Below are 17,975 nucleotides of genomic sequence, written 5' to 3'. Positions count from 1 at the left end.
AGCGATTTCTTTGTACATTCAATAGTCCATAGACCAATTTTCCTTACCAATTCTACTTGTGGGACCTTCTACACTGTAAACTGAATACGGCTGAGCAGAACCTCACCCTTAAATACAAGGTACACATCGGCCGTTCCGGCATCCACGCCTGCGATGGCGCACTGGCTATGCCACTGCTGAACCCCGCCTGCCGGAATCTCCAGCGTTGCTGCCAGCTTGCCGGACGAACCGCCGGTTCTGACCTCAATGCTGCCGCCATTCACGGAAGACACGAGCACTTCGACGCCAGCCGCGCCTTTGGCAAACTGTACATTATGGAAGGCAATCCAGGCCCCGTCCTTCACCGGACGTACCGAAGCTCCGCCTGCCTTGCATTCATCCAGGAACACCGCTTCATAATCATCGTAGTTCTCGGCTTTGACGGCTGTGTACAGGTTACGCGCCGGTACCGTGTCGCCGTGTACTCTAATCTTGGCCGACAGCTTAATATCGCCGGAGGAACGGCCCACAAGAATGTTGTATTCTCCGTCTTCTACACAGTATTGTTCACGGCTTACATCCCAGAAGGCGAGATCAGACACCGGCAGAGCAAAGGCTACGGTCTGCGATTGTCCTGCGGCCAGATGGATTTTGTCAAAATCCTTCAACTGCTTAAGCGGGCGTCTGATCCGGGTTGACAGGGACTGCACATACACCTGAACCACTTCAGCGCCGTCTACGCTTCCACTGTTCTCCAGCTCTACCGTCAGGCTGATCATGCCGTCCTCCTGCACTTCTTTTGCTGCCAACGACAGCTTGTTGTAAGCCACCTGCGCATAGCCCAGACCATGGCCGAACGGATACAGCGGCTCCCCGTCGAAGTACATGTAGGTTCTTTTGCCTTGGATGATGTCGTAGTCCATGAATTCCGGAAGCTGATCCACGGAGCGGTACCAGGTCATATTCAGTCTGCCGGACGGGCTATAATCACCGAACAGGACCTCTGCCACCGCGTTGCCGAGCTCTTGTCCGCTGTGGGAGGTGTACAGCACTGCCGGGATATGCTCATCGATCCAGGTGGAAGAGATCGGATAGCTGCCGACAATCACCACTACCGTATTCGGATTGGCGGCATAGACCGCCTTAACCAGGTTCTCCTGTTCTAGGGGCAGCACGATATCCGGCCGGTCGATCTCTTCCTTCCCGTTCAGCAGCGGGTGGTTGCCGACGAATACAACTGCGACCTCAGCAGCCCGGGCCGCTTCTACCGCAGCTTCTATGCCGTTCACTACAACTTTCTTATGGAATAGAGCTGCTGCGGCAGACGTCTCTTCTTCAGCAGCGCGGATGGTTCCGTCCTCGGCGCCAATAATCAGCGGCTTATTATTCCAGGTCCGCAGGGATACTGCACCCTCTGCTTCGGGCACCAGATTCAGCGATTCCTTCACATACCAGCCGTAGATTTCATCAGCGGAAGCTGTCAGTGTGCCGGCATCCGTCAGGGTGACATATTGTCCCCGGCTTGTGGCCTCCAGGGTATTCGCGGTCCAGCCCCAAGCCGTATGGCGGAACAATTCTCCGCGCTCCGGCTTGTCATGCAGCACAGCCAATCGTCCATCTTCGCCGGTAATGCCCACCGTCCGGCCGCTGGCCGCTGAGGTTAAGAGAATCCGGTCACTGCCGCTCTCGAAGGAGACCTGCTTGCCTGCCAGCTTCTTGGTCACTCCCTGCAGAGGTGTCACCCCATAAGGCAGTGTGCCGGAATACCAGTCTCTGAAGGCTTCGTCCCCAAGCGGGCCGATGACAGCTACCTTGGACAGCGCGGATGCACTCAGCGGGAGGGCTGCATGGTCATTCTTCAGCAGGACAATAGATTCCTTGGCCGCTTCAAGAGACAAGTCGCTATGCGCTTTACTGAGAATAACGGAATCATCAATTGCCGCATAAGGATTACCTTCCTCCGGATCAAATTCACCCAGACGGAAGCGGATGCGGAAGGTGTTCGCCAGCGCGCGGTCCAGATCTTCCTCGGTCAGCAGGCCTTCACGGAGCGCCTCATGGATGACTTTAATGGTCTCCTCCGTCTCTTCGGTTACACTGTCAATCCCGTTCTTGATCGACTCGGCCATCGACTGGGCGAATGAATCGTAATATTTATGATCCTTCACAATCCCGAACAGGTCCCCGGCATCGCTTACAATGAACCCATCCATTTCCCATTCGCCCTTCACAATCTCCATCACGGCCGGGTGCAGGATAACCGGCACGCCATTCACGGAGTTGTAGGCGGTCATCATGGATTGTGCTCCGCCTTCCTTGAAGGCCGGCTTGAACGCTTCCAGATAATATTCACGCATGTTCCGCGGATCAATGCTGGATGAAGCCACACCGCGGTCGATTTCATTGTTGTTGCCGAGGAAGTGCTTAAGGGTTGCTACCGCTTTCAAATACACCGGATGATCGCCCTGGATGCCTTTTACAAGTGCGGTGCTCAGCTGGCCCGTCAGCTCAGGATCTTCCCCGTAGGCTTCCTCTGTTCTGCCCCAGCGCGGGTCCCGCTCCATGTCCACGGTCGGTGCCCATAGAGTCAGGCCGTTAACGGTTGGATTCTTCCGGTAGAACGCCCGGGCCTCATCGCCGATCGCTGAACCGATCCGCTGCAGCAGCTCCGGGTTCCAGGTGCAGGCCAGTCCGCTTGGCTGCGGGAATGAGGTTGCTTTGCCCAGCCACGAAATCCCGTGAGCCCCTTCCGTACCATGCTTGTAACCGCCTACACCAAGACGGTCAATAGCCGCCTGGTATTGCGGCATCAGACTTACCTTCTCCTCCAGCGTCAGCCGGGAGAGCAGATCCTGAACACGTTCATTCAGCTGTACTTCAATTTGTCTAAACGGATATGTAGCTGTTTCCATGAATATTCGCTCCTTCAATCTTAATGATAACGGTTTCATCACATCCAAAGCCAGGCGTTCACAGTCCTCCGCACAGCCCGGTTGTTCTATCCTTCCTCATCATAAAAGATTAGCGCTTACAGCAACACCTGAACAATTGACATAAAAATCAGTTCATAATTAGAGAATCGTCAGCTGAAATCAGGAGCTGCCGGGCTGCGGGGAATCTCCGTGCGGATAATGAAACTTCAGCGCATCAGCCGACAATCCGGTAAATTTAAGGTCTCCGCTCGTAATTACATAATCCCCTTCCGGCTTGTTCTCCAGCGGCCGCTTGCGGATCTCTTTGGGGGAGATGCCGTACCTGGCCTTGAATACTTTGTGGAAATAGGAATAGGTCGCGAAGCCGCAGGCATTCGCAATATTCTCCAGACTGAAGTCGGTATAGCGGATACGCTCCAGGGCGTTCGACAGCCGGATTTCCTGCGTGTATTGAATAATGGTATACCCTGACAGCTCTTTGAAAAGATGCACCGCACGCGACACGCTGAGCCCGGCATGATCCGCAACATCCTCTACCCGCAGCGGACTGAGCGCATGCTCGTTAATATAGCGGTGCATTCTCATCACCATTTCATTGGACCGCTTCGGCGCATCCTCAACATTGGCGGCTTCCACCGACAAGCGGTCAAGCGACAGGCAGAGCGCGCAGAGCAGATGGCGGATCAGCTCCGGGCTGTCCTGGACGATCCGGTGCTGCTCTATGCTGAGCTGCTGCCAGAGGGACAGCATGCCGGCATCCAGATGGATCCGCTGATGCAGCAGACGGGGCTGCGATTCCCACCACTGCTGAATCCACGAGCCTTCACAGAGCAGATAATAATCGCCGCTCTCGATCCTCCCGTCCATTTCCTCCACCACCAGATGATAAGGCTCTCCGGGCTGGTAGATGAGCAAATCCCCGGGTTGAATTCTTGTCATTCTCCCGTTGACTAGCGCCTTGCAGCTGCCCACCACCTGCAGCCGGAAGAGGAAAAACGGCGGGGGAGTAAAGGAGGTTTTGAAGGGCAGCGTATGAAATGAATACGCGCAGGCATGCAGTCTCACGTCCACAATCGTCACCATCCCAGCCAAATAGTATATTTTTATGATCAGATAAAACATTCAATATTCGCAAATAATTAACTATACTATAACCAAATCAAAGATAAGTCCGCAAGCTTATGCCGAAAGGAACTGCATTGCCTCCATGTTAAAAAGAACCTATGCCCTGCTTCTGATTCCAACCTATCCGATATTCTTGCTCTGCATGCTGCTGCAGGGAATGGCCATCTCGATCAGCGCCCCGTTCCTGGCTGTCTACTTCACGGAAGAGCTTGGCGTATCCGCCGGAACCTTTGGAATCTTCACTGCCGTGACGCTCATCAGCGGTGTCGCTCTAAGTATGCTGATTGCCAAACGCTCGGATACCGGCCTGAGCCGCCGCAAGCTTATGGTCATCTGCATGACGTTTAATGCCATCGCTTTTGCCGGATATATATTTATCCATGACTTCTACCCGCTGCTGATCTATATGACTGTGTTCACCGCAGCCGGCGCTCCGGCGATGCCGCAATTATTCGCTAGTAGCAGGGAAGCTGTGAACGCCAGCGCATCCGCTGACCATGCCTTTGCCAATTCTACCTTACGCTCTATGTTCTCACTCGGATTCATTAGCGGTCCGCTGGCAGGAGCCGTTCTGCTGGACCATTTCGGATATCAGGGTGTGTTCCTGTCTACCACCATAATTTTCTTACTGAATGCGCTGCTTGTGTTTAGTTTCGTACGTTCATCCGCAACCGCAGCCGTCAGACAGGCCCTCACAAGTGTACACAAGCCGGTACGGCTGCACCGGAATACCCGGGTGCTGGTACCTTTTCTCGTCCTGACTTTGCTCTATGCCGGACACTGGGCCAATAACCTGAACATTTCACTATTCATCATCAATACGCTTGGAGGCAATACGCAGAATGTCGCTTCGGTTGCGAGTATATGCGCATTGCTGGAAATTCCGTTCATGTTCATGCTTGGCTTGTTATCCGCCAAATATTCTAACAAGACGCTGATGGGCTGGGGAATCGTGCTCGGTGCAGTCTATTACCTGCTGGTGCTTGGGGCTGGAGAGCTGTGGCAGCTCATTGCCGGACAGGTGCTGCTGGCTTTCTTCGTAGCCGTAATCTCCGCGATTGGAATCAGCTATATCCAGGACCTGCTGCCGGACCTCCCGGGCTACGCATCAACGCTGTATACCAATGCTACAACGATCGGCAGACTGACCGGAAGCCTGGCAGGCGGAGCCGCCGCACAGTGGGTAGGCTACCGGCATTCTTACTGGCTGTGCCTGATCCTTATTGTAGGTTCACTGGGACTGCTGTTATGGCCGCAGCGTTCCCCGGAAGAGAAAATCACCCATCAAATGGCATCCTGACAGGAGGCATTCCTATGCAAATACTACTCATTGACGATAACCCTCATGTACGTGATCGCCTAAAGCACATGCTGGAGCAGCTCTTCCCCGAAGCGGCGGATATTCTGGAATCCGGCTGCGAGCCTTCTGCCCTGCGGCTTATTCAGAAGCATAGACCTGAACTCATTATTACAGATGCCAGGCTGCTGCTGCTGAGCGAAGCCATGCCGCTGGACCAGTGGTATGATCAGCAGACAAACGGCAGAATCATCGTCACCAGCAGCCATGAATTTGTCCTGAAGGCCTTCTGCCAGGGCGGCATCGATTCTCTGCTGAAGCCCATTGAACTTGGGGAGCTGGAAGACATGCTGCTGCTTGGATCAGCAGGGATGAGCAACGGTTATAATCATCCCTATCTCGAACAAGCGGAGCTCCAGCGCTCAGACCAGATGATATGACCTATAATTACGGCAGCACGCAAAAAGAGACCGGCGGTGAACGATCCGCTGATCTCTTTTTCAATATATATAAGTCTAAATCTCCATATCCTTACCCGTGTAATCCACGAACCTGAAGTGCCCCTCCGGCGCGGTGCGCTGCTCAAGCAGACTGATAATACCTTCGGCACTGGTGCGCGGGCTCGTTGGCGCTTTCGCCCCGCCCATATCGGTGGGCATCCAGCCGGGATGCACGCTTAGTACATGTACACCACGCTCTTTCAGGGTAACATGCAGCTTCTGCGAGAACATATTAAGTGCTGTCTTGGAGATGGTGTACGGGTAGCTGCCCGGGTAAGCATTCGTAATGCTGCCTGCCTCGGACGAGATGTTGATGATCGAAGCCTCCGGCTCTGTAAGCAGCGGCAGGAAGTGCTTGACCACCCGCATCGGCCCATACAGATTAATATCCAGCGCAAGCTGCATCTCAGCAATGTCCAGCTCTTCAAGCGGGGTGTCTGAGGCATTCAGCACGGCAGCATTGTTAACAATGGAGCCCAGCGCGCGCCCCTCTTCCTTCAGGCTGGCAGCAAGCGCTGCGATCCCCTCTTCGTCCGTAACATCGAGCGCAGCCACCGTCAGCTTGTCTCCATAATCTGCGCTAAGCCCGGACAATGCGTCTTGCCCCCGGCGGGGGTCACGCACACCGGCAATGACTGAATGTCCGTGTTCCAGCGCTATCTTAACGAGATCCAATCCCAGTCCCCGTCCGGCCCCGGTAATCAGTATATTCATATGATCATTCCTCCTCTATGACACTCTTACTTATTTATCGTTCTCCAGCAGCTCCAGGATCACCTTCAACTCTTTGAACGTATCCATATAAGCATAACGTCCTCCGGTGTACTCCCCCTTCTGTTGAAGCGGGAAGCCCTTGCCTTCGAGCAGCATAATCTTCTCCTTCATTCCCTCTACTGCAAAAGCAATGTGGTGAAGCCCTTCTCCGTGCTCATTCAGATAGTCGCGCCATGTGCTAGGCTGATGATCCGGTTCAATCAGTTCCAGCTGCAGGGAGCCCATATCGAAAAAAGCAAGCTTCGCCCGAGCCTCCGTCGCCCCGCCATTATAGTTAGTCTGAGCAATATCTGCCGTATCTGTAATGCCGATCTCCGGTTTCTCGATGCCAAAGAAGTCCGCATACGCCGCGCTTACCTTCTCGATATCATTCACCAGAATTCCAATCTGCGTAATGAAGTGATTCCCAAGCAATCCTGACATCAGGCTATACCTCCTTCTATTCTGACCAGACTACCATACCCAAACGATGAAAGGGCTGTCAAGCCTGGCACAGAGATGCTTCCCGGTAAAAAACAACAGATTTTGCTCTTCAGAGCAGCGAATCCTCGCACTTCAAGTGTCTGTGCCGCAAGAATCACCGACTTAACCCTCTGGATGTGCCGGAGACCCGGTGACTGCCGACTAAAGTAATGAGCCGCTCTGAATTCCTGCACAGAATACAACATTCTGCCCGTCAAATCCGCCGTAAGCGGGAATTATTGTACGAAATGCAGCAATTCTCCCCATCCAAGCTGATTAATGAAACATTCTTGTATTTCCTACAACAATCCGCTCAAATACTCCGGCATCTACGGGCTAGAGTTGCAAGTTTATACAACAATTCTCCAGTCGTCAACTTGAGTGGGCCTCATTATCAGCAAATTATATAAGGCACACGACTTCTCCCATCACCTATGGATCGGCAATCGGCTGGTTATAGCCTTAAATACGATGCACCGGGCCCCCTTTTCTGTTGTCTTAATCTTCCGCTCCCGGCTTCATCCGGTGCTTGCGGTAGTCACCCGGCGTAACCCCGACGACCCGCTTGAAGACCCGGCCGAACGTGATCGAACTGGTATAGCCCAGCTTCAAGGCGATGTCCTGCAGATTATCGCTGGTTGTGGCGAGCAGATATTCCGCGCGCTGCATCCGCAGCTGGGTCAGGAAATCGACGAATTTCATATCGAATTCCTCTTTGAACAAATGGCTGGCATATTTGCCCGAGATCTGGAACCGGTCGCTTAGATGCTTGAGCGAAAGATCAGGATTATCAAAGTTCTCTTCTATATATACCTTCATCTCGCTGATCATCGCCCGGTAGCTCTTCGATTCATTGACCGAGACATAGATCCGGTAAATTTCCGCCAGCCACTTCAGCATTACTGAATGAACCTGCTCCAGCGTGGCCTGCGCCTCGATCTCACTGTAATACCCCTGTAGACTCGGCCCGCCAAAAATCCGCCGCAGGCTGTCCGACAGCTGCCCCAGCTCCCGGTCAAGCATCTGGATCAGCATATGCAGCAGCATACGAATCTCTTCATCCCTGATCTGATCACCGCTGAACCAGACGAACAGCTCATCTACCCGCTTCCGCCAATTCTCATCGGCGATCCGGAATTCACGGACAAATTCGCTCAGCATCTGCAGGTATTTATAGGAATGCAGCGTGGAGCGGTCAGGCAGGCTGTCGCTCAGCACCACCATATCTTTACCGAGTGACAGCTTATGCTGCAGTGCCGTTTCCGCCGCCTTGCAGGAATCCGAAATGGCCTCCAGGCCGGTAACCACCGGGCCTACTCCAATCGCCAGCGACAACCCCAGGTTGTCACTCACCCAGCGGAGATAACGTTCCGCGAGTTTACGCAAAGTAATTTTGTCATCCTTCAGACTGTCAGCACTCCCGACGATGAGTCCAATCCGGTTGCCGCTCACCCATTCGGCCCAGCCCTGCAAGCCTTCTTCCGCCGCCAGCTCCTGGAACAGATTCATCAGCGTCAGCTTGAGCATATTCTGCTCCTTCGCCGGATATTTGCGGCGGAACCCGTCATATTGGTTCATCTCTGCGGCAATAAACGCATAAGCTTCAGCCTCTTCCGTGAACGGCTTGAACCGCTCCAGCTTCCCGTCCGGGGAATCGCCCCGTTCACCTTCCATCAGATCCAGGAACAGCTGGCGGCGCTGCACCAGCAGGTTCTCGTCATATTGCTCCTGATAGCTTACCGTCTGATTAATCAGCGTCTCCAGCGCCTGATCAATCAGCACAAGCTCGCTGCGCGACTTGCTGTCCAGACTCTCCTCGCGGAACTGCAGCGCCTGAATCCGGTTCATCATGGCCTGGATCGGCCGGTAGTTTTTGCGGGTGATATATAGAATATAAAGCGTGCCCAGCACGACGGTCAGGATGCCGATAATAATCCAGACATACGACACGACCGACATCCAGGCGAATAACTCGCCCGCACGAATGCCGCTCTCAAAGGTCCAGCCTGTATTATCCGAATAGATGCGGGTAAGCACGCTGCCTTCCTGCATATTATTGTCCCCATGCGCCGTATAGATCAGCTGTCCCTGTCCGTCCACCACACGCATGAAGGACACCTGGCTGTTCGTCATGCTGTCAATCATCTGTTCCAGCCGGTACATGCTTAAGTTGACGACGATCATCCCCTCGGCCCCGAAGGGAAGCGGCAGCTTCTTCGGCATACTAATCACCCGCACCGGCTGGTCAGAGCTGAATATCCGCAGCGTACGCACATCACTCCAGTTCCGCTCACCGCTCTCCGTCAGCGCCTGGTTCAGATATTCCCGGTCTGCGAACACTTCCCTGTCCACCAGCCCGCTGAGTGTCAGCACTTTATCATCCCACTTACGGTAAATATAGATCGAGTCAATCAGCTGATTGCGGTAGAGGACAGCACTCATATCTTTTACAGAATTATAGAGCCGGGTCCGGTCGCCTTCATCGCTCAGCCCGTTCAGGAAATCGCCGTAATCATGATTGGTCTCCATCTCCTGGAGCACGGATAATTCCACATCACTCAGCGCATTTTGCAGGGAATCTACTACGTAGCCGGTAGAGATGCGGTTGGCTTTGTCCGTCTCACTGCGTGAAAGCTCGCCCACAATCAGGAACGACAGGAAAATCAGGATCGACACTGTCAGCAAAAAGATAGGGAAATAGGAGAACATCATTCTGCTCGACCAGTTTCGTTTCATATGTACTCCCGCCCTTCTTGAAATGGAATCCGAAACCTTTTGCCTGCGGGATGAAAGAAAAGCTCACACAGATGACTTGGCCATTCGGTTTATCCAATATAGCATGCCCGCGCCGATAAGTGCACTAACCGTGCAGGCCAGATACATCATCTGTGCACCGCCTGAATAGAACAAATAACCGTTTAACAGGTTCCCTACAATCCCGCCCAATCCGGAAAAAACCATGTTGAACAAGCTTTGGCCGGTAGCCTGCATTCTTTTGCCGGAAGCCTCTGCCACATATTCCACCGCAGCCACATAGAACAGCCCGAAGGACAACCCGTGTAGCACCTGAATCCCCACCATGACCGCCGGCACCGGGAACAGCCATTGAATTCCCCAGCGCAGCGCATAAAAGAAGGCAGCCAGCAGCAGCGTCCGTTCATGTCCGATCCGCTTCAGGATTCTGTCAGCCAGCAGCATCGAAGGTATATTCGTAAGTGAAGCCAGCAGCAGCGCTGTCCCGACCAGGGAGTAACTGCCCCCGGCCTCCTGAAACGCCAGGACGAAGAAGGAATTATAAGCCGTAAGCGTCTGGTTTACGAAAAAGCAGGCCAGTAGAAACAACACAAACAGCCTATTTCCCAGCAGCTCCTTCATGCCTTGCGACAGTGATATAGCCGCTGCTGTCCGCTCCGTACTGCGTGACAGTGTTAGTACAGTTGCCGCCCCGCCCAGGCTCAAGAACAGAAACGGCATCCAGAGCTGAGTAATTTCAAAATGCGAAAGATAGAATCCTCCGGCATAACCGCCTATTGCCGTGCCAAGACTGCCCAGGCTGCGAATCGTTCCGTAGGAGGTGCGTCCTTTGCGGGCCGCAGTAACAGCATAGGAGTCCGCTACAGGACTTTGGGTAGCCTGAAAGACTATAGAGAGTATATAGGCCATTATAATTACCGCAGTGTACTTGAAGCCGTATAAGCAAGACAAAACAGCCGGTACAGAAATACTCAGCAACAGCACGAGCTTCGTCTGGCGGTATCTGTCTACCATAAGGCCCCATACCGGCTGAACTGTGATGGACAGCAGCGTTCCGATCGACATGAGCACCCCCACGACATTGGCCCCGATGCCCTGATGTACAAACAGGGTCGTTAGATAGGGATTAAAAAGTCCGCCTGCAAGACCCGATAGCAAATATAATAAGCGCAGCTTCAGCAGCTCGGTCCTGGCTTCCAGAGGTATGATTGCCGTATCATCCATGTTGCATTCTTCCTTTACCACAAGATGGCCGCAGCAGATGCGCTAATTCACCAGACAGCCAAGCCATAAACGGTCCGGGGGCTTCATACGCCGCCGTACTTCTCCGCTCCAGCAGCAGAATTTCTCCACTGCCGCCGGTGACGCAGAACATTGTTTTGGTGCTGCCGACATCAATACCGGCGTAAATCCGGGTTACTCTCGCCTCTGCCATTTCTGTATGCCACCTTCCATATTCAGGCTCTCCGCTTTCTGCGGATGCCCCATTGTAGACAAAGATAGACCTCGCCGTTTGCTTGAGGTCTATCTTCACAGGCCTTATCTATTCTGAAGCCGGGTCCAGCCGCAGCGTAAAGGTCATCTCCTGCACGCCGTCTTCGGGACAGTGCAGATAGATAATCTCCAGCTTCTCTCCCGGCTCATCCAGTTGTATGGACGGGGCCGATGCAGCCGCTACTACACTACAGCCAAGAGCCGGCAATATCCAGCGCTCTGGCGTTATCCGGGCAGCAGCCAGCCCCGGTCCGGTAATTTCAAACAACACTTCAACCGGGACGTCTGTATCTAGCCGAACAGCCGCAGTCAGCAGATCCTTCTCTGCCGTAGCCTCAAAGATCATGCCGCGCAGATGGCTGTTCCAGCTCTTGCCCGGCTCCCTGCGGATGAGGCGCAGATCATAACGGGCACCGCCGGTATCCATCCAGTGAATGGTCGCCGGATGCATTTGGCCGTTCGTATTGCGGCTCCCCGACATCGCCCCGATCATCCGCTTCTCCCCGATCCAGGCCGCAGCGGTGCAGAGATTGCGGTTCTCTCCCGGCTTGTCCCGCTCACACAGCTCGCGGAACTGCTTCTCCACTCTGCGGCTCCCGCCAAAGCTTACGAACTGCGGCATTAGTTCAGCCGGAATGTCAACGCCAGCCAGCGCAATCAGCGGATCATGTGTTGTCTCGCAGTTCGGTGCAGCCAGATGCTCGTAGCCTGCCCCCAGCGCAAGATAGAGGAACACACCGATGGAGCTGTGTCCGGTCATCTCCATCTCATAAGCCCGGGAGAACGGTCCCGACAGATTCTCCAGTACCGGATTATAGAACAAGGCAATGTTGTTCCACATTCCCCGCTCCAGTGTCTGCCCGGTTTCCCTGAAAGCGGCAGAACATCCATAGGTTCTCCATAAGCCCAGCACCGTAAGGTCAACGCCGTAATAGGTCGTTGTATTGAACTCGGCTATTGAGCCGAATTCGGCATAGGCCGCGAGGAATGCAGCGGCTTCTTGGTCAGCATGGCGGGTCCAGTCCTCCCGGGCGAACCTGTGCCCGTAATAATGGACGATAAAGATGTGCATCAGCTCAATATTGGAGTTCATCGGCACGGCATCGGAGAGACGCCGGTCGATGGAAGCCGAGACTGCCAGCTGCATGGATTCGTCCATGCGTGAGACAAGCTCCGCAGGGAGTACATCACCGAACTCGCCCAGAATCACCGCAAACGTGCTGGCGATGAACTCACGCCAGTTCGGGTCATAGCTCTTCCATACGGGAGGCAGAACCTCATCCACTGCAGACTGCAGATATCTCCTAACCGCCAGCTCATCAAAATCCGGCAGAACCTGACTTATTTCCCGGGAAAGTGCGGTGCCGAGCCGCTTGCCGATTTTGTCAGTAGTTTCACTGAGAAAGTATGCAAAACCCGGTGCGAATTCCTTCCAATTGTAGTTCCCGGCCGGTGGCAGCGCAGCCTGGGGCGACACGCGGAAGGTGCCGTGATAAATCTCATCCGGGCAGTCAAACTGCAGGTCCATGACCTTATTCAGCAGCCCCACTGCCCGTTCATGATCACCCTCACCGCTGCGGATCAGCAGTCCCAGTGCATAGTGCGCACTGCTGCGCGTATTATGCCGGTCACTTTGCTCCTCATCAATCAGCAGCTCCATCTCTGCGTCATAGAATGAATCCATCAGCGCCATCGCCTGCTCTACCAGATGGCGCTGTCTTTCCGTAAGCCTGTCGATCATCGCCTGTGTCACGGTATCTCCCTCCTATTCGTCTTCCTCAGCCTTTAACCGCACCTGCCATCATGCCACTGATGAAATAACGCTGCAGGAATGGATATACGATCAGAATCGGCACTGTGGAGAAGACTACGCTTGCCGCCTTCAAGCTCTCCGGCATCAGCTGTGCCATACCCAGACCCTCCTGCTGCATCAGCTCGCTGACCTGATTGTTCTGGATCATCTGATACAGCTTCAGTTGCAGCGGATAGAGATCCGGACGGTTGATATACATCAGCGCATCCTGGAATCCGTTCCAGCGGCCTACGGCATAGAATAAGCTTAATGTGGCCAGTGACGGCAGTGACAACGGAAGTATAACGCGGAACAAGGTGCCCAGATGCGTCGTCCCGTCAATCTCCGCTGCCTCTTCCAGGCTCTTCGGAATACTGTTGAAGAAGGATATCAGGATAATCATATAGAAGGGGCTGATTAAACCGGGCAGCACCAGCGCCCAGACGGTATCCAGCAGGTGGAGGTTCCGGATCAGGATATAATCCGGAATAATGCCTCCGCTGAAGAACATCGTAACGACGATAATCAGCATGAACCATTTTCGTCCGCGCAGCTCCTTCTTGGACAAAGAGTAAGCAACGGCTATTGTCATGGCCATCGACAGCACGGTAGCCAGAATAGTCAGCATAATCGTGAAGCCCAGTGAACGGATCATCGACATATCGGAGAAGACCTTGGTATAGGCCTCAAAAGTGAATTCCCGCGGAAAAAAGGTCACCAGGCCCGACATGATCGGACGGCTGGAGCTGAGCGAGATCGCAATAATATGAACAAAGGGCAGCAGACATACAAGAATAGCGGCAATAATGATCAAGACATTAAGGATATCAAATATCCGGTTTGATGCGCGTTCGCTCATCGTTGTTCCCCCTCGTCTCTATTTGCTTTGGACTGACTAGAGTATGCTCTCATCCGCCAGCTTCTTGGATGCATAGTTCGCACCGAGCAGGAAGATCAGACCTACCAGCGCCTGGAATAAGCCGACTGCAGTTGCCAGTGAGATTTGTCCGGATTCTATGCCGACACGGTATACGAAGGTACTGAGCACCTCGGAGTAATCGCGGACGGCTACATTGCCGACGATAAACGGCCGGTCAAAGCCGATGGAGATCATATTGCCCAGGTTGATAATGAGCAGGGTAGCAATCGTTGTTTTGATGCCCGGCAGAGAAATATGGAAGATTTTCTTGAAGCGGCCTGCTCCGTCCACCTCTGCGGCTTCGAACAGCTCTTTGTTGATGCCGGTTAATGCCGCCAGGTATAGAATGGTTCCCCAGCCTGCACTTTGCCACACTCCGACCAGCAAATACGTGATCAGCCAGTAATGCTTGTTGGAGAGAAACGGAATAGCGTCCAGCCCCATACCTGTCAGCAGGTTGTTGATGAAGCCTGACTCTGTGCCGAATACCTGCAGCACGATGCCGCCGATAATGACCCAAGAGATGAAATGAGGGACATACAGAATGGTCTGGGCGAATTTCTTGAACCAGATGATCCGCAGCTCATAGAGCATAATTGCCAGAATCAGCGGTGCTGGAAAAGAAATAATCAGATCCAGCAGATTGAGCAGTAGCGTGTTGCGCAGTGCTTTGAAAAAATCGTTACTCTGAAAGACCTCGCGGAAAATATCCAGCCCGACCCATTCACTGCCGGCGATACCTTCAAAGAAGTTAAATTCTTTGAACGCTATCTGCACCCCGTACATCGGCCCGTATTTAAAAATCAGAAAGTAAATGACCGGCAGCATAAGCAAAGCGTATATCTGCCAGTTTCTGCGTAAGTAAGTCGTGTTCTTCACTGCCTCCACTCCCCTCTCCTGCCCTTTGTCTGCGGCAGCGGCTGGAGGCCTTGACCGGCCTCCATAGCGCATACCCTTCTCTTTCTTATGCTCCGTCCGTTTATTTGGACGTCATTTCCTTATAAGCTGCCGTACGTTCATCGAGAATCGCCTGACCGCCGCTCGCCATATAATCTTTGATCATCGAATCATAAGTGCTCTCGAACTGTTCTGGCTTAATCATGGTCATCTTCACGATAATTTCCTGGAACTTGTCGGCCAGCGCCGTTCCGTATTTCGCTTCAGCCTCAATCGGATGGCCGAACCGTACCGGCTGAATGGTGTCAACATTAGAGATTTCAACAGATTTCTTCATGTCCGCCTGGAACTTCTCCGGAGTCTGGGCAATGTAAGCCGCTTCATTCTTGGCATCATCACCGGCAAATTTGCCATTAACAATTACCGCAATATCTCCAAAGTTATACAGACGGTCCGTAATTTCAGAGGTCGCATCCGGTTTAACAACCGGAACTCCGTTCACAAGGGTGTAGTTCTCATTCTCCACACCGAACTGGATATCGAACAGGTTCGTGTCCGAAGCCATCCAGTCGAGATATTTCAGCGCCGCTACAGCATTGCTGCTTGATTTCGGGATCATGACATACATTGCATTGGGTGCATAGGCCGGTTTGGCATGTTCACCCGCCGCATTCGTGAAGGTATCTACCGGCGTGATCGAGGCACCCGGCACATGGGTCTGCAGATTCTCATAGAAGTCGTTCCAGGTGAAGTACGGCTCACCGGCATCCTCTGTATAGAAGCCTACCAGACCATTCTGCAGACTCTGCCACAGCTGCTTTTTATCTTTATCCAGACCGAAGTCCTTGCTCATCAGCCCTTCATTATAGAGCTTATTCATGAATTTCAGCGCATCCTCGAAGCCCGGCAGCAGCGCCGGGTAATCGCTTGAGCCCAGCTGCTGGGTCAGCGTATACCGCTGCTCATCAGTAAGCGGCTTGATGAACGACCAGATCAGCGGTTCATACTGCGCAGCTGCGAGACTTACTCCGAACGGAATCACCTTACCGCCGGTGTTGCCCGGATCTTGCTCCTTAAACGCCTTGAGTGTGGTGTAGAGCTCTTCCGTAGTCGTCGGTGCCGGCAGTCCCAGCTTATCCAGCCAATCCTGGCGGACATATCCGGCGTATTTACCAAGCACAAGCCTTCTTCCCGGAAGCGCAAATTGCTTGCCGTTGTATTGTCCGTAAGCCAACGTGTCCTCGCCGAGGAACTTTTTCAGGTTCGGGGCATATTCGTCAATAAGCTCTGTAAGATCCGTAAGCCCGCCCTGCTCGGCATACCGGTTGAATGTTCCCGAATCATAGGTGAACACGATGTCAGGCACTTCACTTTTGCTGGCCATCAGCACATTCAGCTTCTGAATTTCTTCTGAACGGGGAACAGGAACGAACTCTACATCAATATTGTTCAGCTTACCGAACCGTTCCTGCACAAGTCTGGTCAGGTAACTGTCAGAGATCGTATAACCGGAAGGCGTATTTCCGCGGTCGAACACCTCTACCTTTAATGTAGCAGGCTCAGGAGAACCGGAACCGGCATTGCCGCTCGCCGTATCCTCCTTCGAAGAACACGCGGATAACAGCATTGTGGAGGCCATCAGCACCGCTATTGCCGGGCTTGCCCATTTCTTAGACCCTCTTGTTGTCATTCTCTCATCACCTTTCCCCTTATCAATGTCAGAAAACTTATCTTCAGTTGCCGATTAACTTGTTGCAAGCACCTTTGATGTCACCTAGTATTACATGAGTTAAGATAAGTGCACAATAAACCATTTTCCACCCTAAAACACACGTTATATATGTAAGAAAAGCTTATAAACAAACAATTATCGTCCAAACAAACTGCTTTCAACTCCCCTATCTGCCATATACAATAGCAAATTCTGCTTATTTTGGCCTTAGTGTATGTCAGCTATGCCTTCCAGGCAGCAAGTAGAAACGGCTTTGCCGTCCTTATACAGGACCTTACCGTTTCAGCGAGAAATAGAACGATAATTTATAGCGTGAAATATATAAATTCTTATATTTGCAAAAAAAGAATGCTCCCGCAGGAACACTCTCTTCTCTACTAAATATAACCTGGAGCCGGAACAGACTCAGTGTGCAATATACGCATCGACTTTATATCCGGAGCCGCTGCTGGTTAATTTGGCATTATAGTAACCCATGTTTCCATCCGGCTTGCATTTATAGTCTCCCGAGCAGCCGCATACGAAGAATTTCGTCCGTGGGTATCCCGGATTAATATTGCTAAGCTTCCGGTAGAATTTATGTCCATGATGTGTGAAGATAGCCAGGACCTTATCTCTAGCTTTTACCGGAATCGCCGAGAAGAATCTGGATGTCTCCGCAGCGCTGAGCACATGGCTGGAATCAACCGTAATTCCCTGCACTCTTAGCGGCCAGTGGAAATCAATAATATAGAAATACCGGTCATCCAGATTGCGCAGCAGGGTGATACTCGCCGGAGTGAATTGTCCCAGAGCACAATCAAGCCATACATATTTCACCTTACCTTGTGTCCCTGGGAAATTCATCTGTCCTGTAACCGCCCCCAAGTATTGCGTAAATAGGGACCGGGTGCTTGCTTCCCAATTTCCTATAGAGGCCTTATACGGGATGCTTCCGAGCGTGCTTGTTACTGTATTCTTGAATTCTTTGTAATACGCGTTCGCATTATTCCCGTGATCCGCTCCTGCCTGTGCATTATCTCCGCCAAAGATGATAAAGCGTTTATTGCCGCTGCCCACTGCTTTGGGCAAGAGACTTTTAAATATACTCAAGCTGTTTCCGTATCCCACATGGCTGTCGCCAAACACCGCAAATTCGACGGCCTGGGCCTTCACTCTGCGCTTTACCCGGGGTACAGCTTGCTGCCCTGCCGGAATTACCCGTTTCCGCTTTGGACGTGCCTGCCTATTCACCTGGAACCACCTCATATCAACAGATTCGCGATGCACAGTAATATCTACTATTTATATGCGGGATGAATTGGCGGTTCTTGGACC

Annotated in this window: 14 protein-coding genes; 2 read left to right on the top strand and 12 right to left on the bottom strand. The window is 52.8% G+C overall.

Features of this window, described 5'->3' with window-relative positions; all coding sequences use genetic code 11:
- Positions 1–68 precede the first annotated feature (68 nt).
- Together R50912_RS07920 and R50912_RS07915 are read right to left on the bottom strand one after the other, a co-directional pair.
- Entirely contained in the window at positions 69–2,891 is a 2,823-nt protein-coding gene (locus R50912_RS07920) for a glycoside hydrolase family 3 protein (RefSeq protein WP_042233771.1), read from the bottom strand.
- Positions 2,892–3,071: 180 nt separating this feature from the next.
- Positions 3,072–3,983 carry a helix-turn-helix domain-containing protein gene (locus tag R50912_RS07915; protein WP_052416096.1) on the bottom strand — a complete coding sequence of 304 codons (912 nt, stop codon included), beginning with the start codon at positions 3,981–3,983 and terminating at the stop codon, positions 3,072–3,074.
- Positions 3,984–4,119: 136 nt separating this feature from the next.
- On the opposite strand from R50912_RS07915, the gene R50912_RS07910 reads away from it, so the two are divergent.
- Together R50912_RS07910 and R50912_RS07905 are read left to right on the top strand one after the other, a co-directional pair.
- Positions 4,120–5,337, top strand: coding sequence for a sugar efflux transporter (locus R50912_RS07910; protein ID WP_042233769.1), 1,218 nt, complete (start codon positions 4,120–4,122; stop codon positions 5,335–5,337).
- Positions 5,338–5,351: 14 nt separating this feature from the next.
- A complete protein-coding gene (locus R50912_RS07905) occupies positions 5,352–5,774 on the top strand; it encodes a response regulator (protein WP_042233766.1) in 423 nt (140 codons plus the stop codon).
- Between the two features lie 75 nt (positions 5,775–5,849).
- Here the strand turns inward: R50912_RS07905 and R50912_RS07900 are convergent, their stop codons facing one another.
- The 10 genes from R50912_RS07900 to R50912_RS07855 all read right to left on the bottom strand — a co-directional run bounded on the left by R50912_RS07900 (position 5,850) and on the right by R50912_RS07855 (position 17,891).
- A complete protein-coding gene (locus R50912_RS07900; protein WP_042233764.1) occupies positions 5,850–6,548 on the bottom strand; it encodes an SDR family oxidoreductase in 699 nt (232 codons plus the stop codon).
- A 30-nt stretch (positions 6,549–6,578) separates the two neighbouring features.
- Positions 6,579–7,034 (bottom strand): VOC family protein, encoded by a 456-nt coding sequence (locus R50912_RS07895; RefSeq protein WP_042140871.1) that lies wholly within the window; start codon positions 7,032–7,034, stop codon positions 6,579–6,581.
- Between the two features lie 534 nt (positions 7,035–7,568).
- Complete coding sequence (locus tag R50912_RS07890; RefSeq protein ID WP_042233763.1) at positions 7,569–9,806, bottom strand: helix-turn-helix domain-containing protein; 2,238 nt, start codon at positions 9,804–9,806, stop codon at positions 7,569–7,571.
- Between the two features lie 63 nt (positions 9,807–9,869).
- The gene (locus R50912_RS07885) at positions 9,870–11,048 is read right to left on the bottom strand and encodes an MFS transporter (protein ID WP_042233759.1); all 1,179 of its coding nucleotides are present in this window, start codon (positions 11,046–11,048) and stop codon (positions 9,870–9,872) included.
- Positions 11,041–11,259, bottom strand: coding sequence for an ROK family protein (locus tag R50912_RS07880; protein ID WP_042233757.1), 219 nt, complete (start codon positions 11,257–11,259; stop codon positions 11,041–11,043). The genes R50912_RS07885 and R50912_RS07880 overlap by 8 nt, the downstream gene beginning before the upstream one ends.
- A 108-nt stretch (positions 11,260–11,367) precedes the next feature.
- Positions 11,368–13,071: a DUF8769 domain-containing protein gene (locus tag R50912_RS07875; RefSeq protein ID WP_042233755.1), complete on the bottom strand. Its 1,704-nt coding sequence runs from the start codon at positions 13,069–13,071 to the stop codon at positions 11,368–11,370.
- Positions 13,072–13,096: 25 nt separating this feature from the next.
- Positions 13,097–13,969 carry a carbohydrate ABC transporter permease gene (locus R50912_RS07870; protein WP_042233753.1) on the bottom strand — a complete coding sequence of 291 codons (873 nt, stop codon included), beginning with the start codon at positions 13,967–13,969 and terminating at the stop codon, positions 13,097–13,099.
- 36 nt (positions 13,970–14,005) lie between these two features.
- Positions 14,006–14,908 carry an ABC transporter permease gene (locus tag R50912_RS07865; protein WP_042241837.1) on the bottom strand — a complete coding sequence of 301 codons (903 nt, stop codon included), beginning with the start codon at positions 14,906–14,908 and terminating at the stop codon, positions 14,006–14,008.
- Between the two features lie 100 nt (positions 14,909–15,008).
- Entirely contained in the window at positions 15,009–16,616 is a 1,608-nt protein-coding gene (locus R50912_RS07860) for an extracellular solute-binding protein (protein WP_042233751.1), read from the bottom strand.
- A gap of 447 nt (positions 16,617–17,063) precedes the next feature.
- Positions 17,064–17,891 carry a metallophosphoesterase gene (locus R50912_RS07855; RefSeq protein ID WP_042233749.1) on the bottom strand — a complete coding sequence of 276 codons (828 nt, stop codon included), beginning with the start codon at positions 17,889–17,891 and terminating at the stop codon, positions 17,064–17,066.
- Between the last annotated feature and the right edge of the window lie 84 nt (positions 17,892–17,975).

This window comes from Paenibacillus sp. FSL R5-0912, from assembly GCF_000758605.1.
Lineage (GTDB): Bacteria > Bacillota > Bacilli > Paenibacillales > Paenibacillaceae > Paenibacillus_AQ.
The sequence above is the reverse complement of the archived record's forward strand: the minus strand, read 5'-3'. Positions and strand labels throughout refer to the sequence as shown.

What these genes read in the sequence shown, in the direction of transcription:
- R50912_RS07900 (WP_042233764.1), bottom strand. Translation starts at nt 6,548, where the DNA reads ATGAATATACTGATTACCGGGGCCGGACGGGGACTGGGATTGGATCTC.
- R50912_RS07885 (WP_042233759.1), bottom strand. Translation starts at nt 11,048, where the DNA reads ATGGATGATACGGCAATCATACCTCTGGAAGCCAGGACCGAGCTGCTG.
- R50912_RS07920 (WP_042233771.1), bottom strand. Translation starts at nt 2,891, where the DNA reads ATGGAAACAGCTACATATCCGTTTAGACAAATTGAAGTACAGCTGAAT.
- R50912_RS07860 (WP_042233751.1), bottom strand. Translation starts at nt 16,616, where the DNA reads ATGACAACAAGAGGGTCTAAGAAATGGGCAAGCCCGGCAATAGCGGTG.
- R50912_RS07870 (WP_042233753.1), bottom strand. Translation starts at nt 13,969, where the DNA reads ATGAGCGAACGCGCATCAAACCGGATATTTGATATCCTTAATGTCTTG.
- R50912_RS07890 (WP_042233763.1), bottom strand. Translation starts at nt 9,806, where the DNA reads ATGAAACGAAACTGGTCGAGCAGAATGATGTTCTCCTATTTCCCTATC.
- R50912_RS07910 (WP_042233769.1), top strand. Translation starts at nt 4,120, where the DNA reads ATGTTAAAAAGAACCTATGCCCTGCTTCTGATTCCAACCTATCCGATA.
- R50912_RS07905 (WP_042233766.1), top strand. Translation starts at nt 5,352, where the DNA reads ATGCAAATACTACTCATTGACGATAACCCTCATGTACGTGATCGCCTA.
- R50912_RS07880 (WP_042233757.1), bottom strand. Translation starts at nt 11,259, where the DNA reads ATGGCAGAGGCGAGAGTAACCCGGATTTACGCCGGTATTGATGTCGGC.